The organism is Nocardioides psychrotolerans (genome assembly GCF_943371775.1).
GTDB classification, from domain to species: Bacteria; Actinomycetota; Actinomycetes; order Propionibacteriales; family Nocardioidaceae; genus Nocardioides; species Nocardioides psychrotolerans_A.
Genome location: NZ_CALRWD010000011.1, coordinates 23,770 through 43,400 on the forward strand (window position 1 = coordinate 23,770; position 19,631 = coordinate 43,400).

Below are 19,631 nucleotides of genomic sequence, written 5' to 3' on the forward strand. Positions count from 1 at the left end.
CCATGGGCGCGCGACTGCGCCGGGCCGCCTCCTGGGTGCCCGCCCTGGTCGTCGCGCCCCTGGCGATGGCAGGAGCCTTCGTCGTCTCCCAGCCCGAGGAGTCCTTCCCCGAGCTGACCCGGCTGCACCCGCTCGAGCCGGGGACGACGTGGGTCTACGCGGTCTCCGTCGACGGGCAGCCGTCGGGCACCCGCACCCGCAGCGTGCGCGGTGACGCCGGACTGATCGACGAGGACGGGCTGGTCGACGCGGTGCAGCTCACCAGCGTCTACACCGACTACCCCGGCACCGGTCCGTCCTCCAACCTGGTCTACCTCAGCGTGCGCGACGAGGCGATCGAGCAGCTGTCGCTGCGCCAGGACCGCGTCGACACCCCGCTCGACCCGCCGGCGCCGGCCTACCGGCTGCCCCTCGAGGAGGGCGCCGCGTTCTCCTACGACGGCACGCTCGGCGAGACCGCGATCACCTACGAGGTCACGCTCGAGCGGATCGAGGACATCCAGGTCGGTGGTCGCACGTTCACCGACTGCGCCTACTCCGTCACCGAGCTCGACCTGGTGTTCGCCGACGGCACCCCGGGCGACCACGAGACCACCGAGGAGTGGACCTGCCCGGGCTACGGCCCGGTGCGCATCATCTCCACGATCGAGGCCCAGGACCGGGTGGTGACCGAGGAGCTCGTGGAGTTCCACGGGGTCCACCGGGACTGGCGCTCCGCGGAGGCCGACCGCGTCGCCCAGCCGTCCGTCGTACCCCTCGGCGCGACGGCGGCCCTGACCCCGACGCGGACCAACGCGGTGCCCGACGGTGCGCTGTCCTCGCAGCTGGCGTGGAGCGACACGCGTGACCAGCGCTTCCTCTTCGGGCCGGCCTCCGACGGCGAGGTCATGGTGATGGGCGACCAGGTCGGTGACCTCGCGGCCACCGAGGTCGCCACCGGCGCGGTGCGCTGGCGCCTGGCCGTGCCCGGGCCCATCGTCGCGCCGCCCGTGGTCGTGGGTGACGTGGTGCTCGTCGCCGATGCCGACAAGAACCTGCTCGCCCTCTCCACCGAGACGGGTGATGCCCGCTGGGTCCACCACTTCGACGACGTGGTCTCCGCCGCACCCGCCGCCCTCGGCGAGAGCGTGCTCGTGGCGACCGACGACGGCCGGGTCAGCGCGCTCTCGCTGGCCGACGGGGCGGTCGCCTGGAGCGACCTGCGGTCCGCGCCCACCCGACGTCCCCCCGCTGCGACGGCCGACCGCTGGGTGGTCGCCGACGAGTCGGGCGCGGTGACGGCCTACGCCGAGTCGGGCGAGGAGCTGTGGGACGCCTCCCTGGAGGAGGGCCTGGCGGTCGGGCCCGCGATCGGTGACGCCGCCGACGAGCAGCGGGTGCTGCTGGCCGACCTGGGCGGGGTCCTCTACGCCTACGCCGTCGACGACGGGGCGCTCGCGTGGGAGACGACCCCGCGCGGCTTCCCCAGCGAGGCGCTCGCGGTCGCGGACGGACTCGTGGTGGCGGTGGAGGACGCCGAGCGCATCGAGGCCTTCGACCTCGAGGACGGCTCGACACGGTGGAGCGGGACGGGCTCGCGGCTCTACGGCGCCCCGGTCGTCGTGGGCGACGAGGTCGTCACGGTCTCCTCTCCCGGGCAGGTCGTGGTCCGGTCGCTCGCGACCGGGGACGTCGCCGAGCGCTGGTCGCTGCCGCGGGTCACCCCGGACGCCAGGCTGGACGCCGACATCGACCCGACGGTGGTCGGTGACGCGCTCGTGCTCGGCGCCGCGGTCACCGCTGCCGAGACCACCGCAGCGCTCTACGCCTACCCGTTCGGCGACGTGCCCGCGACGCCCGGCGTCTTCCTCACCACCGACGACGTGCGCTCCGTGGGCGCCACCCCGACGGGGCCGCCCGCGTTCGACGGCGACCTGGCCTTCGTCGGTGGGTTCGACTCCGTGCTCTACTCCGTCCCCGCCTCGGGGACGGCCACCGGGCTGCACACCACGTCGGTCTTCGAGCCGGCACCGGCCGCCGGCCAGGGCCTCGTGGTGGGGCAGCTCGACGACCGCTTCGTCGCCTACGCGACCGACGACCTCGCGGGCGGGCCGCTCTGGACGGCGCCCGCGACCGACGCCTCGCCCGGCGTCAGCCCTGCGATCGGCGAGGACGCGGTGTTCCTCCCGCGCTACAACGAGGGCCTGGCCGCGGTCGAGCTAGACGGCACGCCCCGCTGGGACATCACCATCCCCAACGCCTTCGCCCCCACCAGCCCGCTCCCCCTGCCCGGCGGTGACGTCCTCTACGGCGCCGGCGGCCTCAGTCGCCTGGCCGGCGCCACGGGTGAGGCGCGGTGGACCGACGTCGACGCGCAGCTGCCCGGCCTCCCGGCGTACGACGACGGGCTGGTGGTCGCCGACGTCCTGCGCTTCGGCGGGACCAGCGGCCTCGTGGCCTATGACGCCGGGACCGGCCGGCAGCGGTGGACCGTCGAGGGCGACAACCCGCTCTTCGGCGGAGGGCCGGCGATCGACGACGGCGTCGTGGTCGACGTCGACGCCGGCGGGCGGGTCGTGGCGGTCGACGCCACCGACGGCAGCGAGCTGTGGGGACTCCAGCTGCAGACGGCGCCCGGCGGCCGGCCCGTCATCATCGACGGCCGCGTCTTCCTGCTCGAGCTCGGCCGCACCGAGGACCTCTTCAGCCGCGACTTCCGGCTGAGCATCCACGACCTGCGCACCGGTGCGTTCCTGGGCGCCTACGAGCCGGCCACCACGCCGTTCGTCACCCAGCCCGTCCTCACCGCCACGCCCGACGGGCGGGTCGTCGTGCCCAACGGCACCGACTTCGGCGCGCTGCTGCTGATGGAGCCCCGCTCGTGAACCGCCCCCGCCGGGCCGTCGGCCGCGCCACCAAGGTCGCGCGGCCGCTCTGGGAGACCACGCTGCGCGACCCCGTGCGCGACGGCCACCTGCGGCTCGACGGGCTGACCGGGCTCCAGCGCCAGCTCGCCAAGGTCGGGCTCGTCGCGACCGCCCTGCTGCTGGTCTCGGTGCTCTTCAGCGACGTGTGGCGCCGCGGCGAGCTGCTGAGCCTCTACTTCGAGCTGACGCCGACCTTCGTGCCACGCGGCCTGATGCCGGTCACGCTCGTGACGATGACGATCGCGTGGTCGCTGCTGCTGTGGGGAGCCCTGTCGGCCGGGCCGCTGGTGAAGGTCTTCGTCGGCGCGATGTTCGGGCTCACCGGCGCGCTGTTCGTCGCGCCGAGCTCGATCAACACCAGCGACTCCTGGGTCCTCGAGCACGGGCCCACGGTGGTCAAGGTCGGCTATTACACCGTCCTCGGCTGCGTCGTCGTCTCCGCACTCCTCCATCCCCTGCCCCGCGCGCGTCGGTGGGGCACCCTCGTCCTCCAGCTCGTCTCGCTCCTGGCGGTCGTCGCGTTCTTCCTCGGCGACCTCGCGGTTCACGTGGCCTACGTCGACCAGGGCTTCGACTCCACCACCCAGTCGCTGGTCGGCGGGGCGATCAACGAGATCGACGCCTTCCTGGTGCCGCTCGTCTACGCCGCCGCGGTGGCGGTCGTGAAGTTCGGCCTCGACGTGTCGACCAGCATCACCAGCACCTTCGACGAGCTCACCGTCCGCGCGCTGCGCTTGGTCGTCCTCGCGCTGGTGCTGGTCAAGCTGTGGTTCGTGCTCGTCTCGCGCTGGGACTATTGGCTGACCTACGCCTCCGGGCGTGGGCCCTCGGTCGTGCGCACGCTGGTGTCGCTGGCGCTGCTGGCGCTGGTCGTCTGGCTCGTGACGCGCTTCAGCGTCACCCCGGACTTCGGGACCGCCCGGGAGCGGCTGATCTACGGCTCCAGCGTCGGCTTCGCGCTGACCTTCCTCGTCGTGGTCACTGCCTCGTGCGCCGGCATCTTCGCGGTCACGGTGGTCAAGACCGACGCCGTGCCGGGCTTCGTCGGCTGGTTCACCGCGGACTGGCTGGTCGACTGGGGCACCGTCGCCGTCGCGGTCGTCGCCCTCGCGGTGGGGACCTGGCTGCTGCGACGTGCCCGTCGTACGACGCTGGGAGCGGAGCTCGGCTCCGGCCTGGTCGTGGTCGCGGCCTGGGCCCTCCCCTCGCTGCTCATCGCGCAGGCGGGGCTGACCGCCGGCTTCCAGGACCAGCTCTTCGACGTGGCGATCACCCTGCTGGTGCTGGGCGCCCTGCTCGTCTGGTGGCGCCGCTGGGAGGGACCCGGGCTGGTGTCGCTGGCCGCGATCACGCTCTTCGCGTGGCTGGTGATGAGCCGGGGCGACTACATCGCCTTCCTCGGCTCGGTCCTGGGGCTGCCCGCGATCGTGGTGACCGTCTTCGGCATCGCCTACGTCGTGGCGAGCGACGCCGGCTTCACCGCCACCAGCAGCCGCCGCCTGCCGCAGGGCTCACGCGTCCTGCTCTTCGTGGGCTATCTGCTCTTCTCCGTCACGATCCTGCACTGGGACGCCGCGAGCCACGGTCAGACGCCCGACGCCCAGCTCAACGCCGCGTTCTACTACCTCGGCATCCCGATCGCGGCGTGGCTGCTCGGGCGCCAGCTGGTGCCGCGCGCCGACGACCTCGTCGAGGACGCGGAGGAGGACGAGGTCGGGCCCGAGGGCAGCCCTCAGGCCGCGTCCACCTTGCGGTGACCCACGAGCACGACGCCCTCGACCACCTTGACGTCGTAGGCCGGCACCGAGACGTGGGCGTCGTCGAGGCACTTGCCGCTGCGCAGGTCGAAGGCGTGCTTGTGGGCGGGCGAGGCGACGAACGGGACGTCGCCCCGGGTGCCGACGATGCCGCGGGCGATCATGGAGGCCTTCGCGAAGGGGTCGTGGTTGCCCAGGGCGTAGACGTGGTCGTCGGTCGTGCGGAAGATCGCGATGGCCTGGCCGTGGACCAGTGCGGTCACACCGCGCTCGACCTCGAGCTCGGCCACCCGGCAGACTGGTTGCCACTCCACGGCGTCAGGGGAGCGAGGCGCCATCGCGACCTCCTTTCGTGATCTGGAACATAGGTGCCCCGTGTGTGGGGCCTGTTTCGTCGTGTAACAGCCGTGAAACGGAAACCTGACAGCACCCGCGCGCGCTCACCTGCGAGGATCGGACGCATGACGGTGACGCGGTCCCTGCTGCTGTTCGCCCTCGCGGCGCTCGCCGAGATCGGCGGCGCCTGGCTCGTCTGGCAGGGCGTCCGCGAGCACCGCGGCTGGCTCTGGATCGGCGCCGGCGTCATCGCGCTCGGCCTCTACGGCTTCGTCGCGACGCTCCAGCCGGACGCCGAGTTCGGCCGCATCCTCGCGGCCTACGGCGGGGTGTTCGTCGCCGGCTCGCTCGTCTGGGGCATGGTCGTGGACGGCTTCCGGCCCGACCGCTTCGACGTCATCGGCGCGCTCGTCTGCCTGGTCGGGGTCGCGGTGATCATGTATGCCCCGCGCACGGCCTGAGCACGACTCCTACGCTGTGCACGTGCCTGCCGCCGTCGTGATCCTCGCCGCCGGGTCCGGCACCCGTGTCGGCGCCGCGGTCAACAAGGTCCTGCTCCCCCTCCTCGACCGTCCGGTGCTCGCCTGGTCGGTCCGCGACGCCCTCGCCACCCCTGGCGTACGACGGGTGCTGCTGGTCGTGCGCGACGGCGAGCAGGAGGCCGTGGCGACGGCCCTCGAGCCGTTCCTCGGCGACGGCGAGGTCGGACTGGTCGTCGGTGGGGCCGCGCGCCACGACTCGGAGTGGGCGGCGCTCCAGGCGCTCGCCCCCGAGATCACCTCCGGCGCCGTCGACGTGGTCGCGATCCACGACGGGGCCCGTCCCCTGGCCGGTCAGGCACTGCTCCAGGCCGTCCTCGAGGCCGCGCGCGAGCGCGGGGGGGCCATCCCCGTGGTGCCGCTGGCCGGCGTGGTCAGCCGGTCGGGCTCCCCCCTGCCGAGCGGGCAGCCCTGCGGGGTGCAGACCCCCCAGGCGTTCGCCGCTCCGGCGCTGCTGGCCGCCTACGAGCAGGCGGAGGCGGCGGGCTTCGGCGGCACCGACACCGCGAGCTGCCTCGAGCGCTTCGGCTCGGTCACCATCCACGCGGTGCGCGGCTCCGCGCGCAACCTCAAGATCACCTTCCCCGAGGACGTCGCGGTCGCCGAGGCGCTCACGCAGGACGTCACGCCGGACGTCACGCCGGCTGGGTGAGGGCCGCCAGGACGGCGAGGTCGTCCAGCGACCCGACGCGACGCGCCTGCGCCGGCGCCTCGACGTAGTCGACGGGGAAGCGGGCAGCCAACGCCGCCACGAGCACCGTGAAGTCCAGGCTCGGCAGCTCCTCGAGCGCCGCGACCACGCCCGCGGGCAGCACGACCGGGGAGCAGATCGTGAGGAGTCCGTCGCGGTCGACGGTCTCACCGACCACGCCGTCGACGACGCCCTTGACGGTGTCGGTGACCGGGCGGACCCCGACGACGACCGCCGAGGTCGCCGCAGCCCGCTCGAGGCAGGCGGTGATGAACCACCCGGGTGTCATCGGGCACAGGCTGTCGTGCAGGACGAAGGGCTCGCCCGCGTCGACCAGGCCGGCCCACTCGGTGCCGAGGTCCACCGGCGTCACGCCGGACTCCCCCAGGGCCCAGGAGGCGCAGGTCACGAGCGCCTCGCCGTGGAGCAGCGCGAAGGGCAGCGAGCCCCGCTCCTGCTCGATCACGGCGCCGAGAGCAGGTGTGGGTTCGTCGTCGTACGTCGTCATGGTGCGGCCACTCTAGGCCGGGCACGACGAAGGCCCCCGGCGCGGCGCCGGGGGCCTTCGATCGATGCTGGGTGGATCAGGTGCTGCGGTGGATCAGGAGGCGAGGACCTCGTCGAGGATCGCCTCGGCCTTGTCCTCGTTGGTGTGCTCGGCCAGGGCCAGCTCGGAGACCAGGATCTGGCGCGCCTTGGCCAGCATCCGCTTCTCGCCGGCCGAGAGGCCACGGTCACGCTCACGACGCCACAGGTCACGCACGACCTCGGCGACCTTCATGACGTCGCCGCTGTGCAGCTTCTCCAGGTTGGCCTTGTAACGACGCGACCAGTTGGTCGGCTCCTCGACGTGCTCGGCACGAAGGACGTCGAACACACGGTCGAGGCCCTCCTTGTCGACCACGTCGCGCACTCCGACCAGGTCCAGGTTGCAGGCCGGGACGCGCACGACCAGGTCCTGCTGGGCAACGATCCGAAGGACGAGGTATTCCCGGTCCTCGCCCTTGATCGTCCGCATCTCGATGTCCTCGATGATGGCGGCCCCGTGATTTGGGTAGACAACCGTTTCGCCGACGGTGAAAGTCATATGTAGTAGACCCCTTCCTAGGTGACCATTCTAACACGGGTTTCAGCCGACCTCGTCAGCGTTTGTGCAGGTCAGAGGCCCATTCTGGGCTTGACAGAATCGCTGCTCATGTGGTGGCGCCCCTGCCGCGGAGGCCTGCGGACAGGTCTTTCTCGCCCCGCATCCCGCCTGTTTGCCTCACCCGGACCACCTCGTGACCGATACTGCACGGATGGCGAAGACGCAGCGCTGGAAGTCACGTCGCTCCGCCGGGGAGGGGCCGGTCCCGGGGACCGGCGACAGCACCCACGGCGAGGAGGTGTCCCGGGGAGGGGACACGGTCCTCACCGAGGTGCCGCCGGCCGACGAGACCCTCGCACCCCCGGTCACGACGGCCCCCGACCCCCAACGACGGAGCTCCGGGCGGCTCGGGCTGCGCGACCGGCTGCCGGTCCTGCTCCTGCAGGCCGCCCACCCGCGCCAGGCGGTGCTGACCGCGGCCGGCCTGGCGGCCGCCGCCGCACTCTCGGGACGCCCGACGCGCGAGGTGGCGGTCGTCCTGGCGACCGTGCTCGTGGGTCAGGTGATCCTGGGGTGGCACAACGACCTGGTCGACCGCCGCCGCGACGCCCGTCACGAGCAGCCCGGCAAGCCGCTGGCCACCGAGCGGCTGGATCCCGGCACCGCGTGGTTCGCCCTCACCTGCGGGGTGCTGCTCGTCGTGCCCCTCTCCATCACCTCCGGCATCACCGCCGGCAGCGCCTACCTGCTCTCGCTCGTCGTCGGCCTCCTGGGCAACGTCGTGCTGCGCAAGGGCAAGCTGTCGTGGCTGCCCTGGGCGGTGTCCTTCGGGCTCTTCCCGGCCTACCTCTCCTACGGCGGCTGGGGCGGCGCCTTCGAGGGCAGGCCGCCCACGTGGCAGATGACGGCGCTCTTCGCGCTGCTCGGTGTCGGCGTCCACGTGCTCCGAGCCCTGTGGGGGCTCGTGGCCGACAACGAGGACGGCTGGACCTACCTCCCGCTGACCCTCGGGCTGCGGCTCGGCGCGACCCGGCTGCTGGCGCTGGCAGGCGTCTACACCTCGGTCGTGCTGGTGCTGATGGCGTTCGCGGCGACGTACGTCGGGCTGCGCCAGTGACTGCCGACGCCGGACGCTAGGCTGGGCGCGTTCATCGCCGCCCCGGCGCCCGTCCGATCCCGAAGGCCCTTGACGATGCATCACCACCGCAAGCTCGCGCTCACGGTAGGCGCGCTCGTGCTGTCCGCTCCCGTCCTGACGGGCTGCGGCTTCAACTACGCCACCGACCGGGTCAACACGACCACCAACGCCACCTTCAACCGCGACAAGGCGGTCGACGTGATCGGCGCACAGGTCATCGCCGAGGCACCGGGCTCCGGCTCGCTCCACGCGCGCCTGGTCAACGGGGCCTCGACGGCCACCGAGCTGGTCTCGGTCGCGGGCTCGGGCGACACCGTCCTGACCTCGAGCACCATCGGCTCCTTTGTGATCGGCCCTCGCGAGGGCGTCAACGTCGAGAGCGTCGACGGCGGCGTCCGGCTCTCGGGCGACTTCATCGCCGGTGACCAGATCCCGGTGGCGTTCACCTTCTCCAACGGCGACGAGGTCGTGCTCGACGTCCCCGTCGTGCGGGCCTGCGACTTCTACGAGGGTCTCGACACCGCCCCCGAGGTCGAGGGCGCAGCAGCGGCCGACGCCGAGCCCTACTTGTGCGAGGCCCCCGAAGAGCACTCGGAGTGACGCGATGACCTACACGCTGGTCCTGCTCCGCCACGGCGAGAGCGAGTGGAACGCCAAGAACCTCTTCACCGGCTGGGTCGACGTCCCGCTGACCGACAAGGGTCGCGCGGAGGCCGTCCGCGGCGGTGAGCTCCTCAAGGACGCCGGCGTCCTGCCTGACGTCGTGCACACCTCGCTCCAGCGCCGCGCGATCAACACCGCCGCGCTGGCGCTCGACGCCGCCGACCGGCACTGGATCCCCGTCAAGCGGTCCTGGCGCCTCAACGAGCGCCACTACGGCGCCCTCCAGGGCAAGGACAAGAAGCAGACGCTCGAGGAGTACGGCGAGGAGCAGTTCATGCTCTGGCGCCGCAGCTTCGACACGCCTCCCCCGCCGTTGGACGACGACGACGAGTTCTCCCAGGCCCACCTGCCGCAATACGCCGACCTCGGCGCCGACCTGCCGCGCACCGAGTGCCTCAAGGACGTCATCGCGCGGATGCTCCCCTACTGGGAGTCCGACGTGACCGCCGACCTGTCGGCGGGCCGGACCGTCCTCGTGGCCGCCCACGGCAACAGCCTGCGCGGCATCGTCAAGCACCTCGACGGCATCAGCGACGAGGACATCGCGGGGCTCAACATCCCGACCGGCATGCCGCTGGTCTACGAGCTCGACGACGCGTTCCGCCCGGTCACCCCCGGCGGCACCTACCTCGACCCGGAGGCGGCCGCAGCCGCCGCCGCGGCCGTCGCCAACCAGGGTCGCTGAGCAGCGCCGAGCGAGGCACGAGCTCGGCGCGTGGGCTCAGGGAGATCGAGCGAGCCCCACGACCGAGGAACGAGGTCGTGACGGGCGGGTCGAGATCCGGCGAGGGCCCTACTGCAGCGGGAGCGCGCTGGGGTTGTGCCCGGTGACGACGAAGACGATCCGGTTGGCGACCGAGACCGCGTGGTCGGCGATGCGCTCGTAGTAGCGCCCCAGCAGGGCGATGTCGACCGCAGCCTCGACGCCTCCGGCCCAGTCGTCGGAGAGCAGCTCGGTGAAGCTCTTGCGGCGCAGCTGGTCCATGACCTCGTCGTCGCGGCCCAGGGCGATGGCGGCCTCGACGTCACGGCCGGTGATGATCTGCGAGACGCGGCGCACCATGTCCTCGGCCACCTCGCCCATCCGGCTCACGGTGGGCTGCACCTCGACGGGCACGGCCAGCTCGGGCACCCGCAGCCGGGCGATCTTGGCGACGTGGACCGACAGGTCGCCCATCCGCTCGAGCTCGCTGACCATCCGCAGCGCGGACACGACGGTGCGCAGGTCACCGGCCACGGGCTGCTGCAGCGAGAGCAGGGAGAACGCGGTCTCCTCGACGGCCTCGCGAGCACGGTCGATCTCGATGTCACCGCTGATCACCTGCTCCGCGATCGCGGCATCACCGGTCATCAGGGCCTGGGTGGCCAGACCGACGGCCGTCTCGACCTGGCGGCAGATGCCGGCGAGGTCGACGAACATCGCATCCAGCTGGTCATGGAAGAGCTCACGCATGAGGGACACCCTAGAAGACGCAGGTGACGGGTCGGGGTCGGGTCGTGAACGCGGGGTGAACAGTGCGAAGCCCCGCTCAGGTCGGCGAATTCGTGGTGAACTCGCCCGTACGATTCGACGCATGGACCCGACGACGCAGGCGTTCCTCGCCGCGCTGCTCGGTGCTGTCGTCGCCGGCAGCGCCGTGCTGGCGTGGGCCATCAGCGACCGTCAGCAGCAGCGGGTCCCCGCCGTCCAGGAGCCCGTGGTGCCCCCCGGTGTCGCGGCCGTCCTCTCGGTCCTGCGCAGCAGCGCGGTCGTCGTCGACGAGGCCGACGTCGTGCTCAAGGCCTCCGCGCCGGCCTACGCGTTCGGCCTGGTCCGGGGCACGCAGCTGGTGTCCGCGGAGCTCGCCGACCTGGTCAGCCAGGTCCGCCGCGACGGACAGATCCGCGAGACCGAGCTGGTCATGGCGCGCTCCATCGGGCCCGCCCGCCACGTGACCGCCCGCGTCGCACCGCTCGGCTCCCGACTCGTGCTCGCCCTCGTCGAGGACCGCACCCGCGAGCGGCGGGTCGAAGCCGTGAGGCGCGACTTCGTCGCCAACGTCAGCCACGAGCTCAAGACCCCGGTCGGGGCGATCCGGCTGCTGGCCGAGGCCATGCACGAGGCGGCGGACGACCCGGTCGCGGTCAAGCGCTTCGCCGACCGGATGCTCCACGAGAGCGACCGGCTCTCCCGGCTGGTGCAGCAGGTCATCGAGCTCTCGCGGCTCCAGGGAGACGACCCGCCCGACTCCCCGACCCCGGTCGACCTCGACGCGGTCGTCGCGATCGCCGCCGACACCAGCGCCATCGACGCCGGCTCCAAGCACATCACCATCGTCACGAGCGGCACCCACGGCCTGAAGGTCCTGGGCAGCGAGGAGCAGATCACCGCGGCCGTGGCCAACCTGGTCGCCAACGCGGTCGCCTACTCCGAGCCCGACTCGACGGTGCTCGTCACGACCCGCGAGAGCGAGGGCCAGGTCGAGATCTCCGTCGTCGACCAGGGCATCGGCATCCCCAACCGGGAGATCGACCGGATCTTCGAGCGGTTCTACCGCGTCGACCCCGCCCGCCACCGCTCCACCGGCGGCACCGGGCTGGGCCTCTCCATCGTCAAGCACGTCGCCGCCACCCACGGTGGCGACATCCGGGTCTGGTCCGCCGAGGGCCAGGGCTCGACGTTCACCCTCACCTTGCCCCACCATTCGTTCGGGACCCCGAGCAGCACCCACCAGGAGGACAGATCGTGACGCGAGTACTCGTCGTCGAGGACGAAGAGAGCTACAGCGACGCGCTCGCCTACATGCTCCGCAAGGAAGGCTTCGAGGTCGCGATCGCAGCCGACGGCAACGCGGCGCTCGTGGAGTTCGACCGCAACGGCGCCGACATCGTCCTGCTCGACCTGATGCTGCCCGGGATCCCCGGCACCGAGGTCTGCCGCACGATCCGCCAGACCTCCAACGTGCCGGTCATCATGGTCAGCGCCAAGGACGACGAGGTCGACAAGGTGGTCGGGCTCGAGCTCGGCGCCGACGACTACGTCACCAAGCCCTACTCCCCCCGTGAGCTGGTCGCGCGCATCCGCGCCGTCCTGCGCCGCGGCACCGACCCGGACCTCGCCCCCGACACCCTGGAGGCCGGTCCGGTCCGCATGGACGTCGAGCGCCACGTCGTGACGGTCGACGGCAGCGAGCAGCGACTCCCGCTCAAGGAGTTCGAGCTCCTCGAGATGTTCCTGCGCAACCCCGGTCGCGTCCTCACCCGCGGGCAGCTGATCGACCGGGTCTGGGGCTCCGACTACGTCGGCGACACCAAGACCCTCGATGTCCACGTCAAGCGGTTGCGCGCCAAGCTCGAGCCCGAGCCGAGTGAGCCGAAGTACCTCGTCACCGTGCGTGGGCTGGGCTACAAGCTCGATCTCTGAGCTGCGTGCGGCGACCTGGCCGCATCTCGCGGGCCCATGTCCGAAACCCGCGTGTCAGGGGCGGTGGGCGGCACCTACGCTGACCGGATGAGCAGCACGACGAACCCCGCGACCGCAGCCGAGCCCCAGGCCGGCGCGCCCACCTGGCTCCCGCCGGCCGCCGTGGCGGTCACCCTGGTCCTCTGGGCCTCGGCCTTCGTCGCGATCCGCCACCTGGGCGAGGACTTCTCCGCCGGTCCGCTGTCGCTGGGACGCCTGCTCGTGGGGGCCGTCGTGCTCGGTGGCCTGGCCGTGACGCGCGGCCTCCCCCGGCCGACCGGTCGCGAGTGGGTCTCGATCGTCGCGATCGGCGTGCTGTGGTTCGGCGTCTACAACGTCGCTCTCAACGAGGGCGAGCAGCGCATCGACGCCGGCACCGCCGCGATGCTGATCCAGGTCTCCCCGGTGCTGATCGCCCTGCTGGCGGCGCTCTTCCTGTCCGAGCGCTTCACGCTCTACCTCGGCCTGGGGCTCGCCCTCGCGTTCGGCGGCGTCGCCCTGATCGGCCTGGCCCAGCCCGAGGGCGGCGAGAGCGACGTGCTCGGGGTGCTGCTCTGCCTGCTGGCGGCCGTCGTCTACTCGATCAGCCTGATCCTGCAGAAGCCGCTCGTGGCCCGCCTGCCCGCGCTCACCGTCACCTGGCTGGCCTGCACGGTCGGTGCCGTCGCCTGCCTGCCCTTCCTCGGCACCCTCCTCACCGAGACCCGTGCCGCGCCGACGTCGTCGGTGCTGTGGGTGCTCTACCTCGGCATCTTCCCCACGGCGATCGCCTTCACGACGTACGCCTTCGCCCTCAAGCACATGAGCGCCTCCAGCCTCGGCGTCACGACCTACCTCGTCCCGCCGATCACGATCGTGATGGGGCTCGTCCTCCTCGGGGAGACGCCGCCGACGATGGCCTACCTCGGCGGTGCGCTCGCGCTCGTCGGCGTCGCGGTGGCGCGACGCAAGCCCCGCACGAGGGCCACGGCCGCCACACCTCCCGCCTGACCGGCCTCGTGGGAAGAGGCCTCAGCGCAGCGACGCGGCGAGCTCGACCTGGAGCGCCCTGGTGGCACGGCTGCGCAGCTGGCTGACCCGTGACTCGGTGACGTCGAGGACCCGCCCGATCTCGGCGAGGGTGAGACCCTCGAAGAAGTAGAGCGCGACGATGACCTGGTCACGCTCGGGCAGCAGCCGCACGGCGCGCATCAGCAGGTCGCGCATCCCCTCGTCCTCGAAGGCGTCGTCGAGGCGGGGGCCGGCGTCGTGGATCTCGGCGAGCTCGTCGTGGTCGACGCTCGCGACGGAGGTGGGGCGCCCCAGCACCTCGCGCACCTCGCTCAGCGGCAGCCCGGCGGCGTCCGCGAGCTCGGTGTCCTCCGGCGGTCTGCCGAGCCGCACGAGCAGCTCCTCGCGCACCCGGTCGAGGTCGCGGACCTTGGTGCGCACGCTGCGGGGCACCCAGTCAGCGGCACGGATGGAGTCGATGATGGCGCCGCGGATGCGCGACACCGCGTAGGTCTGGAACTGCAACCCCCGGTCGGGGTCGAACTTGTCGATCGCGTCCATCAGCCCGATGACGCCCTCGGAGACCAGGTCGGCGGACTCGACGCTGGGCGGCAGGCCGGCGCGGACGCGACCGGCGACGTACTTCACCAGCGGGGAGTACTGCAGGACCAGCCGGTTGCGCAGCTCGGTCGAGGGTTGGGCCTGGAACTCCTGCCACAGCGTCGCCGCGGCGTCCTGCTCGCTCACCGGCTGCGGGGCGTGCGTGCGGGTAGGGACACCCGCGCAGTCTCCCACGCTCACTCGTCGAGGAAGGCGAGCTCGGCCAGCAGCGCCGTCGAGCGGCGGGAGTCCGGCGCCGGATCCACGGCCCCTGGCTCGGCCGGTGACTCACGGACGGGGAGTGGCAGGTCGAGGAGCAGCCGGGTCAGCGTGGCCAGGTCGGCGCCCAGTGTCGGGGCCGGTCCGGGGTCCTCGACGAGACCGGGTTCCTCGTGCTTCTCGATGCCCATCGTGCTCCTCCGAGTCGGTCGTGCGGGTGGTGCGGTCAGTGCCGGTACGGCGCGCCGCGGGGGTCGGCCCCGCGACGCGCCGCAGTCGGAATCAGGTGCAGACGGTCTCGCTGACGCCGCCGCTCTCAGAGTCGTAGTACCAAGTCGTCTCGGACGGGGCGGCGACAGCAGACATGCAGTAGCCCGTCTCGTCGGCGCTGAGAATGATGAAGTCAGCAGGGTCGACCGTGAGGTTGAAACCCTCTGCCTCGAGGGCAGTCAGGTCCGTCGTGTAGGTCGTGCCTCCGTTCGCCAACAGGGTCTCCTGGATGGTGGCGGCGTTCTTGAGGTCGGACTTGGCGCCGGCGTCGGCGGCCTTCTCGCGCTGGTTGAGGAAGGTCGGGATCGCGATCGCGGCGAGGACGCCGATGATCACGACGACCACGAGGAGCTCGATCAGGGTGAAGCCCTGGTCCTTCGAGCGGGGCTGGGGGGTCTTGAGCATGAGGATTCTCCTGGGTGAGGGGGGAGGGAGCTGCCGCCCCGAGTCGGCGGTGGTGCTGCACCGGGGTTGTCGGGGCGGCCGACAGCGGCCTTGAGCCCGGTCTGGACCAGGGACCTGCAGCCTCAAGGCGGGGCACGCGACGACCGAGGAACCCCGTATGTCCTCCCGCCACGAGCGTCCCCTCGACGCCGGCGTCACGCTGGTCGAGCTGGTGGTGACGATCGCCCTGGTCGGGATGCTGATGGCGATCGCCGTGGGCGGCTACGCCTCCTGGGCACGCTCCAGCGAGCACGAGGGTGCCGCCACCGAGGTGCAGTCCGTCCTGCGCCAGGCCCAGCAGCGGGCGGTGACAGAGGGCCGGGCGACGTGCGTCGAGTTCGACACGACAGGCGATCGCTGGACGCTCTTCCGCGGCACCTGCGCCGACCCGGGACGCACCGCGATCGAAGGCCCCGTCGAGGTCGACAGCGCGCGCGTCCACCTCCGCAGCGCCGCCTTCAGCGCCGGTGCGGGCTCCACGACCGGAGTGACCTTCAGCTCCCGCGGGACCGCCACGCCAGGCAGCGTCGTGGTCAGCCGGGACGGCTCGTCGCGGATCTGGACCATCAGCGTGGAAGGGCTCACGGGTCGTGTCGAGACGCGCTGACCGACGTGGGGCGGGCCGCCCCGACGAGGGGTTCACCCTCGTCGAGGTGCTGGTCGCCCTTGGGCTGCTCGGTGTGCTGGTCGTGGCGGTCCTCCCCCAGCTCGTGGTGGGGATCCGCGGCAACGACCTGGCCCGCACCAACACGCAGGCCAAGGGCCTGGCGCAGGCCGAGCTGGAGCGGATGCGCAACCTGCCCTTCCACGTCGCCCCGGAGGCGGGTGACTACATCGACGTGCTAGACCGCTACTACCGCGACCTCACCACGCCGACAGGACCCGTCTCCTGCGGGCAGAGCGAGCGCTGGACGGTCCCGACCACCTCCTGGACCGGCTACGTCCCCGCGACCGCGCCGCGGTGCGGCTGGGAGCCGACGGGGCCGCTCTACCGCCACGTGCGCACAGCGGCGACGGGGCCGAGCAACCCGGACCTGACCGGCTACGTCGTCGTCACCGACACCCGCTTCCTGTCCAACACCACTCCGCCCACGGTCGTCGTCCCACCGACGGGCTACAGCAGCCAGGTCAGCGGTCGCGCCACGCCCCCGGCGTCCCAGGTCGCCGTGACCGTCACCGTCTTCCCCACCCGCGGCACCGCGCACTCACCCGTCACCTCCTCCACCCAGATCGGGCGCCAGGACGTCGTGCAGGCCCGGATGAGCAGCTCCGTCGAGGTCACCGCGGTCGAGATCGGCACCGGCACGATCGACCAGCTGCCGCTGACGCTCTCGGCGGGACTCGTCGACCTCACCGCCTCCCTCACGGGCTCCAGCGAGGCCCGGGCCGTCCTGACCGCGACCCTCACGGGTCTCGGCACGGGCCAGCAGGCGAGCGGTGCCACGACCAGCGTCCAAGCGCCGCCCGACACCACGGGAGTGGCCGGCAGCCAGGGCGCCGGCCAGCTCGACGCCAGCGGCTGCGCCCTGGTCTGCTGGGGCTCGACCGGTCACAGCTCCGTCACCGTGAGCGCCCTGGACGCCCTGCCCCGCGTGGGCTCGCCGACGACACCGGTGACCGCCTCGGTCACCGACTCCTCCCGTGATGCCCTCGTGCTCTCGGGCGGGGCCGGTGCGACGTACCGTCCCAGCCTGGGCCTGGCCCTCCCCCTGGTCCGCGTCGACAACGGGGCCGGCGTCAGCCCAGGGGTGTCTGCCTCGTGCGCGGCGAGCAGCGACGGCGGCAGCAACCGCGTCACGGCAGGAGGCTGGCTGCGCACCACGTCGCCGACCGACCCGACCCCCACGCTGGTCGAGGCGTGCGGCACCACCCGCACCGCGGTCATGTCGGTCCTCCCGACCGGTTTCGCCCCCGACGGTGTCCTCCGGGTGCGGCTCGAGCGTGCCTCGGTCAGGTGCGCCGTGTCAGGTGGCGCCCACACCCCGAGCTCCACCTACGACTACCGGGCCGTCGTCGAGCGCTGGAGCCCGAGCGGCTATGTCGTCGTGGCGACGGTGACGCCCGGATCGACCGACCTCGCCGCCGTCGATCCCCGGACCGTGCCGCTCGGGCCCGACCGCGACCTGGGTGACTACGTCGCCTCGTGGTCCTCGCTCACGACGGCACGCGTGTCCCGCGTCGCCGTGGCGGGGACGGCGACGCTCGACCTGCCCGGGATCGTCAGCATCCTGACCCAGCCCGTGCGCTCCCCCACCGCCGCCAGCGAGTCCGTCGCCTTCACCGACGGCCAGCCGACACCCACTCCCGTGCCTCCCGAGACGACCGTGGAGCTGGCCGACCCGACCTCGGCGGTCTCCCTCACGCTCGGCTCCCTCGCGTGCGGCGCCGAGGACGCCCGATGAGTCCGACCGACGACTCCCAGCAGCCCGAGGTCAGCGACGCCGGCTTCTCCCTGGTGGAGGTGCTCGTCGCGATGGGGCTCTTCGGTCTCGTGAGCACCCTGCTCCTCGGCTTCGCCCTCTCGACGGCGTCGGTGAGTGACGACGCGCGCTCCAGCAGCGACCTGACCGGCGAGTCGCGGCTCGCCATGGAGCGGATGGCGCGCGAGCTGCGCCAGGCCAGCGACGTGATCGCCGTCCAGTTCCACAGCGCGACGTCGACCACCACCGCGATCACCTTCTGGACCGACTTCGACGGCGACGGCGTACGTGACCTGAGCGCCGCCGACCCCGAGGTGCTCACGTACCGCTGGGAGCCGGGCACCGCCCGCCTCACGCTGACGGCCGACGACGCCTCCGGCACGGCGGTCACCCGACCGATCCTCGCCGGGGACGTCGTGAGCCTGGACCTCCAGCTGCGCAGCAGCCTCTGGCAGTACGACGGCGAGCTCGACGGCGTCCTCGACGGCACGACCTCCTGGCAGGAGCTCGATGCCGCGGGCGCGCCCGTGGGCAACGGCAACGGGCGACCCGACGACCCCGAGCTCGAGCACGTCGACCTGGTCTCGGTGCGGCTGGAGGTCGCCGACGGCTCGGGCAGCCAGACCTTCTCCTTCCAGGCCGACCTGCGCAACCGCTCCCAGACATGAGGCAGACATGAGCGACGCGACGTACGACGTGCTCCCCCCTGGCCGTCCCCGCGACGAGGGCGCGGCCCTGGTCATCACGCTGATGGTGATGGCCCTGGTGGCCGTGCTGACCACGACCGTGCTCACCGCGACCGTGACCAACCTCGGCTCCACGCGCCGCGCCCAGGACTCCGCGCGGGCGCTCGACGCGGCGGACGCGGGGATCACCCAGGCGATCGCCTACCTGCGCTCCACCGGCAGCCGTAGCGTGCGCACGACGCCGATCGTGGGTGAGGTCGTGGGGAGTCCCGCCCAGGACTACAGCGTCACGATCGCGCCGCTGCCCGCCAGCGACGCACGCGACCGGCGTTATCGCATCACGTCCTCGGGCACCGCCGGCCAGGGACGGCGGGACGTCCAGGTCGACGTCACGCTGACGCTGCGTCAGCTCGGGCTGCCGCTCGGGATCTTCGCCCGCTCGGTCCAGGGCGCAGGGACGCCGGACCTCGACGGCATCAGCATCTTCACGACGGGCTGCGTGTTCAACCGCACCAAGATCGAGTTCTTCGGAAGTCTCGACGCGGCCTACGGGATCCCACCGGCCGTCCACTCCTCCAAGGTGATCACCGACGGCAACGGCAGCGGCAGCAGCTGCAGCCCGACCGACAACAAGGCGATCCACAAGACCGCCGCCGGTCGGTGCCGCGCCTCCGGTGACCCGCTGCGCTGGGACCAGGACTCCCAGGGGGCGGCCTGCGCCGCACTCGCCGCCGCCTACCCGACGTACTACCAGGCGCAGGACCTCGACGCCGACGCCGCCAACGACGTCGACGGCACCTTCCTGCAGGACGACGCCGCGCTCCTGGAGCTCTTCGGCCTCGACGACGACCCGCTGCCCCTCGACAAGCTCGAGGAGCTGCGCGCGGTCGCGCAGTCGCAGGGCACCTACTTCACGACGCGGACCTACACTGTGCCGGACCCGGCCGTGACCCCCGACGCCGTGATGTTCTTCGACCTCGCGACGTCCGACCCGGGCGGCGTGGTCGACCTGAAGGCACTCGGCAGCACCTGGGCACAGGACGGCTGCCAGCAGCGGTCCCTGCTGATCGTGATCGACGGTGGGAACGTCCGCCTCAACGGCAACGGCGAGGTCGCCGCCAGCATCGTGCTGACCTCGCGCACCTACGGCGAGGTCGACAAGGGCAACGGCACACCGGACTTCGTCGGCACCATGTTCGCCAACACCGTCAACCTCGCCGGCACGATCGACATCAGCCTCAACGAGTGCTTCATCGACAACCTCAGCCCGAGCCTCTACTCGGTCGTGGTCGACGACTACCGCGAGCTCGACCGCTGACGCTGGTCCCGCGGCGGACGTGCTGACCACGCCGCGGGCGGACGGGGTGCGAGGCGCTGGGCCCAGGTTGTGCCAGGTGGCTTGATCGGCTCGGCGATCGAATGGTGGCGCCGAGGTGCGCGTCG

The 19,631-nt window shown here is 72.2% G+C and carries 21 protein-coding genes; 14 read left to right on the forward strand and 7 right to left on the reverse strand.

The annotated features are described in order from the left end of the window. Positions 1–2: 2 nt before the first annotated feature. Positions 3–2,864: a PQQ-binding-like beta-propeller repeat protein gene (locus AAG827_RS05155; RefSeq protein ID WP_341924770.1), complete on the forward strand. Its 2,862-nt coding sequence runs from the start codon at positions 3–5 to the stop codon at positions 2,862–2,864. Continuing rightward, a complete protein-coding gene (locus tag AAG827_RS05160) occupies positions 2,861–4,663 on the forward strand; it encodes a hypothetical protein (protein WP_341924771.1) in 1,803 nt (600 codons plus the stop codon). The genes AAG827_RS05155 and AAG827_RS05160 overlap by 4 nt, the downstream gene beginning before the upstream one ends. Here the strand turns inward: AAG827_RS05160 and nirD are convergent. Continuing rightward, positions 4,639–5,001, reverse strand: coding sequence for a nitrite reductase small subunit NirD (nirD, locus tag AAG827_RS05165; protein WP_341924772.1), 363 nt, complete (start codon positions 4,999–5,001; stop codon positions 4,639–4,641). The genes AAG827_RS05160 and nirD overlap by 25 nt on opposite strands. Positions 5,002–5,124: 123 nt before the next feature. Here nirD and AAG827_RS05170 point away from each other — a divergent pair, with 123 nt between their 5' ends. Then, complete coding sequence (locus tag AAG827_RS05170; RefSeq protein ID WP_341924773.1) at positions 5,125–5,460, forward strand: YnfA family protein; 336 nt, start codon at positions 5,125–5,127, stop codon at positions 5,458–5,460. Positions 5,461–5,482: 22 nt separating this feature from the next. Next, positions 5,483–6,190, forward strand: a complete 708-nt coding sequence (locus AAG827_RS05175) for a 2-C-methyl-D-erythritol 4-phosphate cytidylyltransferase (RefSeq protein WP_341924774.1) — start codon at positions 5,483–5,485, stop codon at positions 6,188–6,190. Here AAG827_RS05175 and AAG827_RS05180 read toward each other — a convergent pair. Beyond that, positions 6,174–6,737 (reverse strand): 2-C-methyl-D-erythritol 4-phosphate cytidylyltransferase, encoded by a 564-nt coding sequence (locus tag AAG827_RS05180; RefSeq protein WP_341924775.1) that lies wholly within the window; start codon positions 6,735–6,737, stop codon positions 6,174–6,176. The genes AAG827_RS05175 and AAG827_RS05180 overlap by 17 nt on opposite strands. A gap of 93 nt (positions 6,738–6,830) precedes the next feature. Further along, the gene (locus tag AAG827_RS05185; protein ID WP_341924777.1) at positions 6,831–7,316 is read right to left on the reverse strand and encodes a CarD family transcriptional regulator; all 486 of its coding nucleotides are present in this window, start codon (positions 7,314–7,316) and stop codon (positions 6,831–6,833) included. Positions 7,317–7,527: 211 nt separating this feature from the next. On the opposite strand from AAG827_RS05185, the gene AAG827_RS05190 reads away from it, so the two are divergent. From AAG827_RS05190 to AAG827_RS05200, 3 genes are all read left to right on the forward strand, one after another. Next, on the forward strand, positions 7,528–8,433 hold the full coding sequence (locus tag AAG827_RS05190) for a UbiA family prenyltransferase (RefSeq protein WP_341924778.1): 906 nt from the start codon (positions 7,528–7,530) through the stop codon (positions 8,431–8,433). Positions 8,434–8,508: 75 nt separating this feature from the next. Beyond that, on the forward strand, positions 8,509–9,054 hold the full coding sequence (locus AAG827_RS05195; RefSeq protein ID WP_341924779.1) for a hypothetical protein: 546 nt from the start codon (positions 8,509–8,511) through the stop codon (positions 9,052–9,054). A 4-nt stretch (positions 9,055–9,058) separates the two neighbouring features. Then, the gene (locus AAG827_RS05200; RefSeq protein ID WP_341924780.1) at positions 9,059–9,802 is read left to right on the forward strand and encodes a phosphoglyceromutase; all 744 of its coding nucleotides are present in this window, start codon (positions 9,059–9,061) and stop codon (positions 9,800–9,802) included. 108 nt (positions 9,803–9,910) lie between these two features. Here the strand turns inward: AAG827_RS05200 and phoU are convergent, their stop codons facing one another. Further along, on the reverse strand, positions 9,911–10,570 hold the full coding sequence (gene phoU, locus AAG827_RS05205) for a phosphate signaling complex protein PhoU (RefSeq protein ID WP_341924781.1): 660 nt from the start codon (positions 10,568–10,570) through the stop codon (positions 9,911–9,913). A 121-nt stretch (positions 10,571–10,691) separates the two neighbouring features. Between phoU and AAG827_RS05210 the strand changes: the two genes are divergently transcribed. The 3 genes from AAG827_RS05210 (at position 10,692) to AAG827_RS05220 (ending at position 13,549) form a co-directional block, all read left to right on the forward strand. Beyond that, the gene (locus AAG827_RS05210; protein ID WP_341924782.1) at positions 10,692–11,846 is read left to right on the forward strand and encodes an ATP-binding protein; all 1,155 of its coding nucleotides are present in this window, start codon (positions 10,692–10,694) and stop codon (positions 11,844–11,846) included. Next, entirely contained in the window at positions 11,843–12,520 is a 678-nt protein-coding gene (locus AAG827_RS05215; protein ID WP_341924783.1) for a response regulator transcription factor, read from the forward strand. Before AAG827_RS05210 ends, AAG827_RS05215 begins: the two co-directional genes overlap by 4 nt. Before the next feature lie 87 nt (positions 12,521–12,607). Then, entirely contained in the window at positions 12,608–13,549 is a 942-nt protein-coding gene (locus AAG827_RS05220; RefSeq protein ID WP_341924784.1) for a DMT family transporter, read from the forward strand. Between the two features lie 21 nt (positions 13,550–13,570). Here AAG827_RS05220 and AAG827_RS05225 read toward each other — a convergent pair whose 3' ends face one another. The 3 genes from AAG827_RS05225 to AAG827_RS05235 all read right to left on the reverse strand — a co-directional run bounded on the left by AAG827_RS05225 (position 13,571) and on the right by AAG827_RS05235 (position 15,043). Further along, positions 13,571–14,296 (reverse strand): FliA/WhiG family RNA polymerase sigma factor, encoded by a 726-nt coding sequence (locus AAG827_RS05225; protein ID WP_341924785.1) that lies wholly within the window; start codon positions 14,294–14,296, stop codon positions 13,571–13,573. Between the two features lie 50 nt (positions 14,297–14,346). Next, positions 14,347–14,559: a hypothetical protein gene (locus AAG827_RS05230; protein ID WP_341924786.1), complete on the reverse strand. Its 213-nt coding sequence runs from the start codon at positions 14,557–14,559 to the stop codon at positions 14,347–14,349. Between the two features lie 91 nt (positions 14,560–14,650). Beyond that, positions 14,651–15,043, reverse strand: coding sequence for a prepilin-type N-terminal cleavage/methylation domain-containing protein (locus tag AAG827_RS05235; protein WP_341924787.1), 393 nt, complete (start codon positions 15,041–15,043; stop codon positions 14,651–14,653). A gap of 157 nt (positions 15,044–15,200) precedes the next feature. On the opposite strand from AAG827_RS05235, the gene AAG827_RS05240 reads away from it, so the two are divergent. Genes AAG827_RS05240 through AAG827_RS05255 form a run of 4 tightly spaced genes read left to right on the forward strand, consistent with a single transcriptional unit; the run spans position 15,201 to position 19,506 of the window. Next, positions 15,201–15,689, forward strand: a complete 489-nt coding sequence (locus tag AAG827_RS05240; RefSeq protein ID WP_341924788.1) for a GspH/FimT family pseudopilin — start codon at positions 15,201–15,203, stop codon at positions 15,687–15,689. Further along, entirely contained in the window at positions 15,673–17,484 is a 1,812-nt protein-coding gene (locus tag AAG827_RS05245) for a prepilin-type N-terminal cleavage/methylation domain-containing protein (RefSeq protein ID WP_341924789.1), read from the forward strand. Before AAG827_RS05240 ends, AAG827_RS05245 begins: the two co-directional genes overlap by 17 nt. Next, positions 17,481–18,170: a prepilin-type N-terminal cleavage/methylation domain-containing protein gene (locus AAG827_RS05250; protein ID WP_341924790.1), complete on the forward strand. Its 690-nt coding sequence runs from the start codon at positions 17,481–17,483 to the stop codon at positions 18,168–18,170. Before AAG827_RS05245 ends, AAG827_RS05250 begins: the two co-directional genes overlap by 4 nt. Before the next feature lie 7 nt (positions 18,171–18,177). Beyond that, a complete protein-coding gene (locus AAG827_RS05255; protein WP_341924791.1) occupies positions 18,178–19,506 on the forward strand; it encodes a hypothetical protein in 1,329 nt (442 codons plus the stop codon). Positions 19,507–19,631: the final 125 nt, after the last annotated feature.